Here is a 14592-nt window from a genome sequence, read left to right as displayed (position 1 = left end):
CAGTCAGTGACGATTTGTGCACTGAATTATAAATGGCTTTTGTTAGTGTGTTGACCCTCGTCACAATAAGAGTATGTGCTGGTTACAGCGATCCATTTGAGAATAAGACATCCAATCATTGCCGTTGTAACATAAAACCATCGCTAATTATGATAATACGCTTTAATATCAAGTGATAAGGCCCTATATAAGGGATCATATGAACGTTATGTCAAAGCGTACTGAGGCTTACTGAGCTGGCTTGCTGAATTGATAATAACGATATATTTATTTTATTGAATAGGTGATACTCTTTGGATTATTTTGAAAGACATGAAGGTGGCGAACGCGCCATTATCGTACATTTAGACATCCGCCAGATTCAAGATCCTGATGATCTTAGTGAGTTTGAACTGTTGGCAGATTCAGCAGGCGCAGATCGTTTGGCGCTGGTGACAGGCTCACGCTCACGCCCTGATGCCAAGTATTTCGTGGGTAGCGGTAAAGCAGAAGAAATCGCAGAATTGGTGCGCGAACACGATGCGGATATCGTCCTTTTTAACCATAGCTTATCGCCCTCACAAGAGCGTAATATTGAAGCCCTGGTAAAATGCCGCGTCCTTGATCGCACCGGCTTGATTTTAGACATTTTTGCTCAGCGTGCCCGTACCTACGAAGGTAAGCTGCAAGTTGAGCTGGCGCAGCTGAACCATCTCTCGACACGTCTGGTACGTGGTTGGACGCATTTGGAGCGTCAAAAAGGCGGTATCGGCTTACGTGGACCTGGTGAAACCCAGCTGGAGACGGATCGTCGCTTGCTACAAACTCGCGTCAATCAGCTCAAAAGTAAGCTAGAAAAAGTCCGTCAAACCCGCGCCCAAGGCCGTGCTCGTCGGCAAAAGTCTGACGTGCCAACCATCTCACTCGTCGGTTACACCAACGCCGGTAAGTCTACGCTGTTTAATCGTTTGGTCGATGAAAACATCTATGCTGCCGATAAACTGTTTGCAACGCTAGATCCTACATTGCGCCGCTTAGACTGGCAAGGCGTGGGCCGAGTGGTGCTGGTCGATACCGTGGGTTTTGTCCGTCATCTACCGCATGAGCTGGTCGAATCTTTTCATGCGACATTAGAGGAGACACTAGAAGCCGATTTGCTGCTACACGTCATCGACTCATCAAGTGAAGATATGCATGAGCAAATCCAAGCGGTGAAAGCCGTACTGGCTGAAATCGACAATGATGTGCCAGTGCTCAATGTCTATAATAAGATTGATTTGACCGATGAGCCTGCACATATCGGTTATGCTAGCGAAGGTCAACCGAATCGCGTCTATGTGTCTTCTAGAGAAAACCTAGGCATGGACGCACTGTCGCTCGCTGTCCAGCAGTTGCTGACAGGTAATTTAACGACCTTTGATTTGACCTTGCCTTATAATGCGGGTCAACTTAAAAACACCTTGTATGAGCTGGGCGTCATCTTAGAAGAAAGTTACGATGATAATGGTCATGAGTGCTTGACCATCCGTTTGCCAAGCGAGCGGCTAAGACAACTGCTGGGTCAAGCTGACTTAGATCCTATAGACGTACTACCGTTAGCACAGGCAACCCTACTGATGCCAGTACTTGAAGCGTTCGAAAAACCAGATGATAGTGAAGCGCCCACCATGACTGAAGCGCATGAGAAGGCTTTTGACGAATTCGATGCGCTAAACTCTATAGACGAGAACGTAGAGATGTCAGCAGCGAAAGAAACACCAACGCCTGACTCCCAGAGTTGATTCAGTGGCCAGCTTTTTAAAACTGCTCGTGTCTCAAAGTCACGTTATCAGTTAGTGGTAGACAATAAAAGGATGATATCAATAGATATCATCCTTTTTTATGGCATGTGTTTGATTTTTAGTTTTTAGTTTTTAGATTTTTCAGCTTTTAGATTTTTACAGTCTTCTCAAAGTAAAAAAAAGCCCTATTCCCTATAAACTTTATAATTTTGCCTACTCTCTATATAATCGCTTATTACGTATTCAACAAATATTGATGTATAAGCCATCCTTATTAAGGCACTATTACCTATACTGCCTCTTGTTGCTACTCTACTTATCTCTGACTTGGCCAGAATTTCTTATGAAATCTACTCCCTCCTCCCCTTTGCCGCTGTGGCTAGCAGTCATCTTGACCTTAGCGATGGTCATCTTTGTCCGTGAGTCTGCCGTTATTATTTGTCAGTGGGCTGGCATAGAAAAAGCGGCCAACATCGTCGGGCTGGTCGCGATGTTCTTTATTTTGATGACGTGGCGACTGCTCAAAGGGTTACCAAGCTGGCTGACCCAAGCCAGTAATACCTTGTTGGTCGATAGCGGCTTTGCCTTCTTGCCCGTCTCCGCTGGCGCAGGCTTATTGCTATTTGCCTTAGGTGATGAGCTATGGGGCGTGATGCTAACGATGATCATTAGTACACTCATACCACTTTGGGGGCTGGCCATACTTGCCAATCGCTGGCTAAATCACGATACGAGTAACGATCACACCACCGTGAACGAGCACAAGGGACAGCCGTGAGCTGTGTGAATAAGGAAATCTTATGAGTTTTGATAGTGTGTTTACAGCAACCCTTGCGGCGATATTGTTAACCTTAGCAGCCCACGTGATAGCCCGTGTCTTGGCACGTAAGCTCTCATGGTTGCCGATGGTCATTACGGCGCTTGTATTGGTCCTCGTGTTTTTGTTCATTCTGCAATGGGATTACAATCACTATTACGGTGTGGCCAAGCCTGTATTTGATCATCTATTAGGATACGTCACGGTACTACTAGCAGTACCGCTGGCCGCGATGAATTTTAAAGGGCTACCCATCAAAAAACTCACGTTAATCGTCGCACTTGCCAGTGTCGTCGGCGCGTTATTGCCGATGTCCTTGGCTTATCTGTTTTCGTTAAGTCATGACACGATCCTAGCCTTTGCTACCCGTTCAGTGACGACACCCATTGGTCTGAGTGTGGCAGATTTGATTAAAGCCCCACTAGCGATGGCAAACTTAATTATTATTGTCTCAGGACTACTGGGAGGGAGTTTGGCGCGCTTCTTATTTCGCGGTATCGATGATGATCGCGCTAAGGGCCTGGCCCTTGGTTTGGCCGCTCACGCTTTTGGCACCGTAGAAGCATGGCAGATTAGTCACACTGCTGGTCGTTATGCGGCGTTTGGACTAGCAGTCAATGGACTAGTCACCGCTGTCTGGGTACCGATTTTTATCAGTGTGCTTAGTCATTAAGCACGCTATATCGTTAGATTAACGTGGCGTCTTGGCCTTTGAGACGCCCCATTTGCTCTGCCTTTTGCTCTGTCTTTTGGACTGCCACTGTTTAAACGTGCACAAGGTTTTATTGGGTTATAAAGCTCGAGTGAGTGACTCACATAATGGAAGGGAACGCCATAGCGTGTTGATTTATCTAACGTTATTTAGGCAATTGTCTGCGTCAAAAACTTATTATATGTTATAGTAAACAACTATTATTTTTTGTATCTATTGCAAGTGGTTTTAGTTAGCCGTGGTTTTTGCGAGATCATCATAGCTGTTATGGCTATAAAGTCCTGCGAACCCGATAACCGCTTAAACGCGCAAAACGACGCGCTTATAGGCAAAGCAATTTGCTATTACTCGATAAAAAGTGATAACCCTATGATGAACGTTGCAACTTTAGTTACCCGCTGCATGTCTCCTATTTTACTCACCGCCGTTGCCCTATCTAGCTTACCCATTGCCGCTCAAGCAGGGAATATGTATATCTATAAAGATAAAGGCGGACAAGTCCTACTGACTAATGTCAATCCAAGTGGCAACTTTGATAAATTTACCAAAAAAGTAAAAGTGACTTACTACAAAGACTCTAAGATGTATGACGGCAGTAGTAGCAGTAATAACTACGGTAGCAGCTCTGCTAGCAATAGTGGTAGCCGTAACGCTTATGACAACTATATTCGCGCCTCTGCCAACCGCCATGGCGTCGACCCTGCCCTTATGAAGGCAATGATGCATACTGAGTCAGCATTTAATCCAAATGCACGCTCGCCCGTGGGAGCGCAAGGTCTGATGCAGCTGATGCCAGCAACGGCTCGCCGCTTTAATGTGAGCAACCCGTGGAACCCTGCTGACAATATTGAAGGCTCAGCCAAATACATCGCTTGGCTCATGCGCCGTTTCAATAACAATATCGAACATGCGGTCGCCGGTTATAACGCTGGCGAAGGCAATGTCGATAAGTACGGTGGCATTCCCCCTTTTAAAGAAACGCGTAACTATGTCCAAAGAGTCATGAGCCGCTACCATAGCTTATATAAGAATGATGCAGGGCTTGCTGGTGCTAGTATGAGTGCTAGCAATCAAATGACTAATGCGAATACCACAAGCAGTGGGCTGCAAAATGTCAGCTACGGCACCAGCAGTAACAATAACGCCAGTTATAGCAATTCAGCCTACGCCGCATTACGCTGATACAAAGACAAAACGATCAGCTAAAAGACCAAAAACCAGACATAAAAAAGCCCGTTAATGTATTAACGGGCTTTTTTATGCTTAAACGCCAAACTCTACGTGTCAAATAAAAACTTATTTAACACTCACAGTATGGTCTACCGCTTACTTGTTAGCGGCTTGAGTGGCAGCAACTTCAGCAGCGAAATCTTCTTGTTTCTTCTCGATGCCTTCACCAACTTCTAGACGTTTGAAACCAAGTACTTTTACGCCTTCAGATTTTAGTACGTCACCAACTTTTTTCTCGTTGTCCATGACATACGGTTGACGCAGTAAAGTTACTTCGTCTAGGTACTTACGTAGGCCACCTTCGATCATTTTTTCAACGATGTTGTCAGGCTTACCAGACTCTTTTGCTTTGGCTTCGATGATGTCTTTTTCGCGTGCTAGTACGTCAGCTGCCACGTCTTCGTCATCAACAGCAACAGGGTTGAATGCAGCAATGTGCATGGCAAGGTTTTTACCAGTCTCAGCGTCGCCACCTTCATAAGAAACCACAACACCAATACGTAGGCCATGACGGTAAGATGCGATGTTAGCGCCTTCTAGCGTTTCAACACGGCGAATTTGGATGTTTTCACCGATTTTCTGTACGAGTGACACACGAGCTTCTTCAACAGTTTGGCCATCGCCATAAGGCAATGCAGAGATGGCAGCAACGTCAGTTACGTTGTTTTCTAGCGCAAGGTTAGCCACTTTTTCTGCAAAGGCAGTGAAGCTGTCATCTTTTGCTACAAAGTCAGTCTGGCAGTTAACTTCTAACAAGAATGCTTTGTTGTCGCCTTGGGCAATGATGATAGCGCCGTCAGCTGCGATGTTACCTGCTTTTTTGGCCGCTTTTGCTTGACCAGACTTACGCAAGTTATCGATGGCAACTTCAACATCACCATTTGATTCTTCTAACGCTTTTTTACATTCCATCATGCCAAGACCAGTACGGTCACGCAATTCTTTTACCATTTTGGCAGATACTTTTACTTCTGACATAAGAGTTACCTTAGTATAGTTATGTATGGGAGAGCTTAATTTTTACTTGATGTCTTTTTACTGCTCGTTTGCATAGTGTCGCCTGTTGTATTCATGAAAACACTTTTGGTGCTCGTTTAACAGATATTGTATCTAACAGGCGCCAACATAAGCGACAATACTCGCCTATGAACGAGTCGTCCATTAACAACAAGGCATGACGAGTAAAACTACATCATGCCTATTATAAGCTTATACGCTGTTAACGGCACTATAGGGATGCCTGATAGCGACACTATCAAGGCAACCTGTCCATTATAGCGCTATTTGCTGAGTCTTATAGATCAGCTTGTGCTTCTGCTGGGTTTTTTACAGCAGGGGCTTCTTCTGGCTGTTCAATAGCAGCTGGTGCTTCGTCAGTAGCAGCAGGCGCTTGCTCAGCTTTACCGCCAGCTTGAGTCTGTGCGTATTCTTTACCAGCGATGATCGCATCAGCCATAGAAGTCACATACAAAGTCACAGCACGGATCGCATCATCGTTCGCTGGGATGATGTAATCAACGTTGTCTGGGCTAGAGTTTGTATCAACGATACCGATCACTGGGATACCCAAGTTTTTGGCTTCTTTGATAGCGATCGCTTCGTGATCTACGTCTACTACGAAGATTGCGTCAGGTAGGCCGCCCATGTCTTTGATACCGCCTAGTGAACGCTCAAGTTTTTCCATATCACGAGTACGCTCTAACGCTTCACGCTTGGTTAGCTTCGCGAAAGTACCATCTTCTGCTTGCTTCTCAAGCTCTTTTAGACGGTTGATTGACTGACGTAGTGTCTTCCAGTTAGTCAACATACCACCTAACCAGCGATGATCAACGTATGGCATGCCAGCGCGAGCTGCTTGCTCACGAACGATGCCGCTTGCAGCGCGTTTAGTACCAACAAACAATACTTTGTTTTTCTTAGCAGCTAAGCCGTTTACGTAAGTCAATGCTTCGTTAAACGCTTTTACGGTGTGCTCTAGGTTGATGATGTGAATCTTATTGCGGGCACCGAAGATATATGGACCCATTTTTGGGTTCCAAAAACGTGTTTGGTGACCAAAGTGAGCGCCGGCTTGTAGTAAGTCGCGCATTTCGATTTTGGTTGGATTCTTTGTAGCCATGTGAATATATCCTATTGGTTGGGTTATGCCTCCACATCACAAAAACTGCCTATCTAGCGACACGCATCTGCTACCGGTTCGTTTTTATCAGTAAAGTACTAACGGTTCACAAATTAATCAAGTCGCCAAACACCCAGCAATTTTTTGCCATGATGTGTGTGTCATTGGTTGGTTTAAAAAAGAAGCTATCGTCAGAGGTCAGCAACATACTCACACCTGAACTATAAAGCGAATTATAAAAATAGCTGCGCTGTATTTTATCACATTATCGATTAAAACCTCCAGCAGTTTATTAGGCGCGTGACAATGCGATAAAAACAAAAGTACAGCCGTATCAAAAGACAAAAAAAGCGACACCGCAGCATCGCTTTTAATGGTTAGCTTGTTTTTAGACCACTTAACGCTCAACCCTCTCGCTTTGGTTGGCTCAGCGTACATCAGGTTATGTGATACAAATACCAATGACCGCTTTATAGCCACGCCACGTAAATGGGGTGACATAACTTTGGCGATCTTTTGACAAGTAAGACACACTTGGTGCCCCCTCAACGATATGAGGCGGCGAGATAATAAACTCTGACCCAAATTCAGTACGAGCATTACCAGAGATGGTATTGGCCATTTCCCCCAACAAATCTTTCATCATGGTAATGGAGGAATCAGGCTCGCCCATCACTTTGATGACCTCTCGCAACATCACACTCGGCGCACTCACATACACACAGCCTGCAAGCGGCCCTGATATCTGGATGATGCCGCTATAGTCATAACCAACTGCACTTTTATTGTTGTTCAAATAAGGGGTGTCAATCGCCACTTCTGAGCCATCAATCTGGGCAAAAAATGCGTTAATTGAACTGAGGAACACACCCAATTTTTCTACTTTAACCATAATATATTAGTATCCATCTGTATTACGTGGTGGCAGGATCATTAATCCTGCAAACAAACCACAATCTCGCCAACTTGCGAGCGCCAAGTGATGGGGATGATAAAAGAACGCTCGTCGTTCGGCAATACAATGCTTTGCGGAGAGCCTTTAAACACAAACGGCACAGAGATATGAAACTCTGAACCAAACTCTTTGCGCGCATTACCCGCGATGGTATTGGCCACCTCGCCTGCCAAATCTATGTAATTGGCCTCACTTTTATCAGTCTCACCCATGCTGTCCAATATAGAAGACAGCAATTGATGGGTTGCCGAAAAATACACCACGCCTTTTTGTCCACCTGAGATACCGATCACACCCGTATAGTCATGAACTTTTGGCTGTTTGTTCTCTAACAAGTAAGGGGTATCAGCGACGAGCTCTTCTCCACCGAACTGATCAAAATAGTGACTGATAATACTTAAAAAAATCTGTAGCTTTTGTTCTTTCATAGTGACATCTGCTTTGGTCGATGAATGGTGTTAGTCTTGCATCAGCTCATACAAAGACTCTACAAGCTCTTCTTCTGAAAAAGGCTTGCATAAAAAGCCGCTGGCACCCAACGACAACGCCTCAATGCCAGTGGCTTTGTCAGACAAGGCTGACACCACCAAGATACGGACTTCAGGATCAATCGCAATGATTTTTTCAATACATTCAAGTCCATCCATTTGCGGCATGGTCAAGTCCATGGTGATCACATCAGGACGATGGACATTGAACTTTTCGATGGCCTGAACACCACTGGTGGCCGTGGCCACCAACATAAACTGGCCTGAATCATACGCGCGCTGAATACGGTTTCTAATAATATTTGAATCATCAACAATCATTAACTTATGCATAACTTATCTATTACCTTGAATGAAGGCCTTGTCGTCCTTGACAATGTACCTACGGTTTTTAATTTTAATTAAGCTTTTGGTAACGTAATAACAAACCGTGTCATCTGACCCAGCTCGCTATTCACATTCAGCTTGCCATCATAATCTTTTACTTGTGCTTTAATGATGTCAAGCCCAACACCGCGGCCGCCATCTTCATCTGCGTGTTCTTTGGTAGAGAAACCAGAGGAAAACAGTTGCTTAAGTAAATCACCCTGACTGAGCTGATTTGCCTCTTCGGCACTAAAACGGCCTTCTTTGCTTAATTTGGTACGGATGCCATCATAATTGATACCTTGACCGTCATCTTGCACCATCAGCGTAAAATCTGACCCGTTGTCTTTTACTTCCAAATCAATCGTCCCGACCGCGGCCTTCCCAGCAGAGTGACGAGTACTTGGTGTTTCGATGCCATGCACCACCGCATTACGTAGGAGTTGAATACTAATCTCTTTGATCGGCTTGGCAAGATGCGCTGGGATGTCCGCTTGTGTCAGTGTATTACTCTTGAGCTGTACTTGCTTACCTTGCCTTGTGGCAATGTCTTTAGCAAAGTCTTTGTAAAAAGACAGCCGATCATCTTCTGCGTCACCGTCCAGATCGATGTCCTGACCACCATTCATATCTATACTACCGATTGAGTGGTTTGCTGCCTGACTTTCAGTAACGACCGTTTTTGAGACGCTGTTTTTTACGATGTCGTTATCTGCGGCAAGCGGTGTTGGTGCGGTGGCCGCTTGCATAGCCGCTGGGGCTGGGGCTGGGGCTGAACGGTTGATGCGTTCACCCAAGGTGGCAATAGTGTTTGATAGACTTAACAAGTCATCTAAATGTACGGCCAATGGCAAGAAATCATTACCCGATAGCTGACCTTGATTTTGCAACGCATGTAGTTTGTCTTCTGCATCTGAGGCAATCTTGGTAAAGCTGTGCAGCTTTAACGCAGACGCCTCCCCTTTTAGGCTATGCATTTCGCGATAGATGGCTTTTAGCTTACCTTCTAGCTCGTATTGTGAACTACCCGGATTTTTTAAGATGTTGTTCATCTTTTCGATGTGCATCTGAGTGTTGGTAATAAACTCGTTGATGATCTTTGGATTCACATTCAAGATGGTGGTGAGCATCTCAATCTGCATATCGTTTTGCGACCGCTCTTTTTCTAGGCGCTGCTCTAGATAAACGGCGTCTGACACGTCGTTGACGTTGACCAAAATACGGGCAATGTCTTTGTTGTCATAAACACGCGAAAACTTAAAATCTAAGAAGCGATTGTTCAACGCTTTACTGCCAGCGGTGTTGTGGAGCATCACTTTATGCAACGGGTTGAGCGAATCCACCAGTTTTTCTTTGACTCGGGGGTTATAAAGCTGTTCAATAAACTGCTGTGTGGTCTTCAAGTCTTTATCAGAAATACGCCCACGCAAGACATTGGTAAAGTTCTCGCCTGCCAAACGATCAGCACCGATAATGTCGTTGAGTGCGCGAGAGTGCTGCTGACCAATATTGAGGTCTTTATCAAGCAAGAATAGTCCCGTATTGACCGTTTGCATAATCTCTTGCGTTTCGCGGCGAGCGGCAAATGCTTCGGCATCCGTCTCCCGTAAGCGGCGCACAAAGAAGAAAACAAAGATTAAGAAGTACGTAAAGATAGCGGCAACACCAAGTACCTGAATAAGACGAATGGTCGTCGCCTGACGCTCTGCACTATTGAAGACGTCTTTCGTCAGATTGTCTAACGAATCGTTGATAAACAAACTGGATGTCTTGGCCTGCTCAACCGCTTGCGTCAACGCATCGGCAGAGGGCACCATGACATTGTCAGCATCTTTAAGATACGTTTGGATTTTAGGTTCTAGCGCTTGCCACTGCTCATTAGCGGCAGCAACGTTGGCTTGCGCCTTACTATCAATGTTTGGCAAATCATAAGTATTGCCCTCAGCATCAGTGATCGTGCCACCTTGTTCAATAGCAGTCATAGAGCTGGTAATCAGCGCCGTGTTTTGCTCCAAGCGGCTCAGCACTCGTTGTATGTGTGGGGATTTGGTATCCTCACCATAACTACTGTCTAAGTCAAAGAGATCTTTGATTACCGCTTGCGCACTATTAGCAACTTGGTTGGTTTGATCAATCAGCGCCGTGTTTCTTTCTAATAAGTTTGAGGTATAAAACGTAAACGCTAGCAAAGCACCAATCAGCGATAAAAACAGGGCAATTGAAACAATTAGACCTTGATAGCGCTTATTGTCAACATGAGGTGTGGTTGCCATCTTTAGAACTCCTTAGTTCACTTGCTTAGTATTGGTGGCAGAAGTGCTCTTGTCAGCAGAGGTATCTACACCCAACCAGCGCTCTTCAATCTCTTTAAACGTCCCTTTTGCTTTAAGCTTCACAATACCCTCATCCACTTTATGAATGAGCTCATTATTGCCTTTGGCCATCAAGATCACTTGCTGCGCTGATGGGTTATCCTCTCCCTCATAAGGTACAATGGTGACATCATACTCTGGATGGTTTTTTGCGGTGAACTGTAAGATCGGTAAGTCGTGCAAAATGACATCGACTTTGCCTTGCATCAAATCTTCATACAACAAAAAAGCCGTGCTACGAGTCGTCATTTGGCTATATTTGCCCATGGCATTGAGCTGATCTTCTTGTTTTGAGCCTTCCATAGCAGCGACGTGCATACCCTGCAAGTCTTCTATGCCATTGATGGTCACATCACTTTTTGCGTACATGATAGAGGATGGGTTAAAAAAGTAAGGCGCGGATAATCCGTATTTTTCGGCGCGGTCATCTTTATAAGAAATGCCTGAGATTGCTAAATCGCGACCCCCTGACGCCACACTATCAAACATGTTTTGCCACGTTTCTTTGTAAAACTCGACTTTGAACCCTTGTTCTTCACCAATCGCACGAATTGAATCGATATCAATACCTTGCATATTGCCGTAGTCATCTTGGAACGAAAACGGGGGCATCGTGCCTGTGGTCGCCACTTTTACAGTGGGCGCGGTATCAGGCAACTGACTAACAAAACTGTCTTTTTTTTCTGTGACTGGGGTTCCAGTCGCACTGGCATTTTCTTGGGTGGCAGAGTTACCACAGCCAAATAAGCCCACACTCAACACCATTGGTAACACGCGATATAACTGCACCATAATCTACCCTTTAAACTTAACGTTGTTGTACATATTGAGGAATGACAATCTAGCAAGGTTAGGTAATATTTCTACAATATTTTCTTACAGAAAGTTACGTTCGATAATACTTGGGTAAATTTGTGATTGCAATAATTATGTTTAGTTATTACATACAATTTATTATGGGTAGGCCAGACTGCGATAACGCTTTATATCTATAGGTAGCTGTTTATAAAGGAGACTTGGCTAGTAGGGAGCGCTGCTAGCATTTTCAAAAGAAACCGACGGTAGTTTGGGCCAATAAAGTAGTCCATATATTTTTAGGAGGGCGTTGGTACCCAGTCAAAAGAATGAAAGGGCCATAAAAAAAGTACTTATACATAGGACGTATAAGTACTTTTAGAATGTGGTGTAAGAAGCGTAACACTTAGCGCTTACTCAGCATCATCAAGATTTAAATTACGGTCTATTTGCCAGATTAAAAAGGAACCAAGGCTCATGAGAGCAAACATAGCTATACCGATCTTCAGTACGGGATTGACCGGAAATAGATTTAGTAATAAACCACCAAAAATACCAACTGAAAACATAAGCGAGCCTTGTAGCGCACTTGCCATACCAGCACGGCGTTTTTGGAAGGCTAACGCAATGGCAGAGGCGTTCGGCTGTGTCAAACCCAAACCTGCGATACAAAAGAAGATACAGGCAAGTACCAAGGGCAGCCAGGCATCCGTACCCAAAAAGAGGCCGACCATAAACAACACACCCGCAGAAATAACCTGCATCATGGCACCAAAGCGTAAAATACTTAAAATACGAAAGCGGTTGGTCAGCCATTGGTTCATCTGTGTCAGACCCACAAAGCCTGCAGCATTCATCCCAAACAGCCAACCAAAGTGGGTCGCTGAGACGCCATAGGTATCCATAATCAGCTCAGAGGCCGAGCTGATGTAGACGAACATTGCCCCCATCAACAAGCCACCGCCAATCGCCGGATAATTAAAAGTGGGATCTTTTAATAAGTCCCAATACTGACTGAGCACTTCTTTGGCAGGGCGTACATTACGGTTTTCTTCAGTCAATGTCTCAAAAAAGAAAAACTTAGTGAGTAATAGGTTGAGCGTACCAAAGGCTGCCAAGAACCAGAAAATAGAGTGCCAACTAAAAAACTGTAAAAATAGGGCACCAAGCGATGGGGCTAATATGGGGGCTAAGCCCATCACCAAAATCATAATAGAAAATGCTTTGGCGGTTTGTTTGGCCGTCAGGCGATCACGAATGGCGGCACGTGTAACCACTGCGCCCACACAAGCGCCAAGTGCTTGCATGGTTCGTCCAAAAAACAACACATATTCATTATTAGTGGTCGCACAAATAACGGAAGCGATGACATACAGTGTCATACCAATATATAAGGGCTTAACGCGGCCAACGCGGTCACTAAAGGGGCCGTAAAACAGCTGACCAAACACCAATCCCAAAAAATACGCTGGTACAGAGTTGGCCATAAAGGCAGTGGAGACGCCAAAGTCATCGGCCATTGATGGTAGTGCTGGCAGATACATATCGATAGATAATGGTCCTACCGCTACGATAAGCCCAAGCATCATAATCCATGCGACAGGCAAATCAGCAGAACGCACACGCTCAGAGGCGATGGGTTTATTGGGGAGGGTAGATTTTGGAGCAGACATATTTAGACCGTTTTATATAGTGGTTATTATTTTATTATTCATGTTGTCTTTTTCGTTAGCGGTTATTAGGGCGTGTCCTCATGTTAAAAATGGGGATAAAAATGAGATAAATTGCAGGCAAACAAGGAAAAGAGCGCAGACAATATCGAGATATTAACCAGCTGTTTGACGCTGTTTGACAAAATTTAGCCACTTTTAGTCCATTTAGATGACTATCGATTGAACTGAGGACATGCCCTAGTACAAAAATCAACGGCTATTCACAAAGCCGTGCACACCTGTATGCATCTGTGCAAACGGACAATGTTATGACAGGGTTATATTGTACTAGCGCCGCTTATACTTCAATAGTGGCATGACGTTAATAAAACAAATCTCAACCACCAAACACCATCAGAAAAATGCCTCAAAATAGGGCCAAACGTTTAATGCCGCTCTTGTTAGGGTCGATTAACGGAACTGACGTTTGCCAAATACCGTACTGGCTTGCTTGGCTTTTCTGAGCGCCAGCTTACGGTTGCGACCGAGCATCATTTTTAGCTGCCATACTTTCTCTTTATATAAAGTGGTTTTAGGCTGCTGATGCATGGCATTGATGATACGCTTACTCGCCAACACAGCATCCGGAGAACGCTCTGCAAATTCAGCAGCGAGCTTTTGCGCCTCCTCAAGCGGTGTCTCACTACAATGACTGATAAGACCCAACTCGCAGCCTTTACTCGCATCAATGATACGTGCACTCATGGCCAGCTCTTTTAAGGTGTCTTCTCGCACCACCCCAAACGCAGATTGGGTCAACCCCATATCCGGTACTAAGCCCCACTTGGCTTCCATGATAGACAGTTTACAATCAGGATGACTGACTCGTACATCACAAGCTAGTGCCAGCTGTAGACCTGCCCCAATACAGTAACCTTCTAGTACCGCAATGACGGGCACAGGCACATCGCGCCAAACAAGACAAACTCGTTGAAATGAGCTCTGCCATGGTTTTATAAGCTCCCAAACGGCAAATGCTTGGTTTTTTGGATGGTTTAAATCACCCAAGTCAATGCCCGCACAAAAGGTCGCTTCCGCCCCATTTAAAATGACCGCTCGTATTGTTTTGTCTTTGCTAATACGACCTGCCACTGCAATCAGCTCATTTACTACTTGAAAGCTCATGGCGTTTTTTTTGTGCGGACGATTTAGGGTAACCGTTAGTATGTTATCAGTGATACTAACTTGTAATGTCTCATACTGGTAAGTGGCAATCGCGTTCATAACAATCCTTATTAAAAATAAACATAGTGTTGATAGCAGCAA

General features: G+C 44.8%; 13 protein-coding genes. 4 read left to right on the top strand and 9 right to left on the bottom strand.

The genetic code is table 11. From position 1 onward, the window contains the following. Positions 1 to 293: 293 nt before the first annotated feature. The 4 genes from hflX to DVY93_RS03285 all read left to right on the top strand — a co-directional run bounded on the left by hflX (position 294) and on the right by DVY93_RS03285 (position 4471). Entirely contained in the window at positions 294 to 1760 is a 1467-nt protein-coding gene (gene hflX / locus DVY93_RS03300; protein ID WP_226949349.1) for a ribosome rescue GTPase HflX, read from the top strand. A 343-nt stretch (positions 1761 to 2103) separates the two neighbouring features. Then, positions 2104 to 2538, top strand: a complete 435-nt coding sequence (locus DVY93_RS03295) for a CidA/LrgA family protein (protein ID WP_230709080.1) — start codon at positions 2104 to 2106, stop codon at positions 2536 to 2538. A gap of 22 nt (positions 2539 to 2560) precedes the next feature. Continuing rightward, complete coding sequence (locus DVY93_RS03290; protein WP_193004653.1) at positions 2561 to 3250, top strand: LrgB family protein; 690 nt, start codon at positions 2561 to 2563, stop codon at positions 3248 to 3250. A gap of 408 nt (positions 3251 to 3658) precedes the next feature. Next, a complete protein-coding gene (locus DVY93_RS03285) occupies positions 3659 to 4471 on the top strand; it encodes a lytic transglycosylase domain-containing protein (RefSeq protein ID WP_230709077.1) in 813 nt (270 codons plus the stop codon). Positions 4472 to 4615: 144 nt separating this feature from the next. Here the strand turns inward: DVY93_RS03285 and tsf are convergent, their stop codons facing one another. The 9 genes from tsf to DVY93_RS03240 form a co-directional block, all read right to left on the bottom strand. Continuing rightward, positions 4616 to 5497 (bottom strand): translation elongation factor Ts, encoded by an 882-nt coding sequence (gene tsf / locus DVY93_RS03280; protein WP_193004655.1) that lies wholly within the window; start codon positions 5495 to 5497, stop codon positions 4616 to 4618. A 316-nt stretch (positions 5498 to 5813) separates the two neighbouring features. Next, positions 5814 to 6638 (bottom strand): 30S ribosomal protein S2, encoded by an 825-nt coding sequence (rpsB, locus tag DVY93_RS03275; protein ID WP_193004656.1) that lies wholly within the window; start codon positions 6636 to 6638, stop codon positions 5814 to 5816. Between the two features lie 442 nt (positions 6639 to 7080). Next, the gene (locus DVY93_RS03270) at positions 7081 to 7530 is read right to left on the bottom strand and encodes a chemotaxis protein CheX (RefSeq protein WP_193004657.1); all 450 of its coding nucleotides are present in this window, start codon (positions 7528 to 7530) and stop codon (positions 7081 to 7083) included. A gap of 41 nt (positions 7531 to 7571) precedes the next feature. Next, positions 7572 to 8021: a chemotaxis protein CheX gene (locus DVY93_RS03265; RefSeq protein ID WP_230709074.1), complete on the bottom strand. Its 450-nt coding sequence runs from the start codon at positions 8019 to 8021 to the stop codon at positions 7572 to 7574. Positions 8022 to 8051: 30 nt separating this feature from the next. Further along, positions 8052 to 8414, bottom strand: a complete 363-nt coding sequence (locus DVY93_RS03260) for a response regulator (protein ID WP_045443633.1) — start codon at positions 8412 to 8414, stop codon at positions 8052 to 8054. A gap of 68 nt (positions 8415 to 8482) precedes the next feature. Then, positions 8483 to 10720, bottom strand: coding sequence for an ATP-binding protein (locus DVY93_RS03255; protein ID WP_230709071.1), 2238 nt, complete (start codon positions 10718 to 10720; stop codon positions 8483 to 8485). Positions 10721 to 10732: 12 nt separating this feature from the next. Next, positions 10733 to 11611 (bottom strand): substrate-binding periplasmic protein, encoded by an 879-nt coding sequence (locus tag DVY93_RS03250; RefSeq protein WP_193004660.1) that lies wholly within the window; start codon positions 11609 to 11611, stop codon positions 10733 to 10735. 416 nt (positions 11612 to 12027) lie between these two features. Continuing rightward, positions 12028 to 13287 (bottom strand): multidrug effflux MFS transporter, encoded by a 1260-nt coding sequence (locus DVY93_RS03245; protein WP_230709068.1) that lies wholly within the window; start codon positions 13285 to 13287, stop codon positions 12028 to 12030. A gap of 450 nt (positions 13288 to 13737) precedes the next feature. Beyond that, a complete protein-coding gene (locus DVY93_RS03240) occupies positions 13738 to 14550 on the bottom strand; it encodes a crotonase/enoyl-CoA hydratase family protein (RefSeq protein WP_230709066.1) in 813 nt (270 codons plus the stop codon). Positions 14551 to 14592 lie beyond the last annotated feature (42 nt).

The sequence above is a fragment of the Psychrobacter sp. CCUG 69069 genome (genome assembly GCF_021023115.1).
Taxonomy (GTDB): domain Bacteria; phylum Pseudomonadota; class Gammaproteobacteria; order Pseudomonadales; family Moraxellaceae; genus Psychrobacter; species Psychrobacter namhaensis.
Note: the sequence above shows the minus strand (reverse complement) of the source record. Positions and strands in the feature narration are given on the sequence as shown.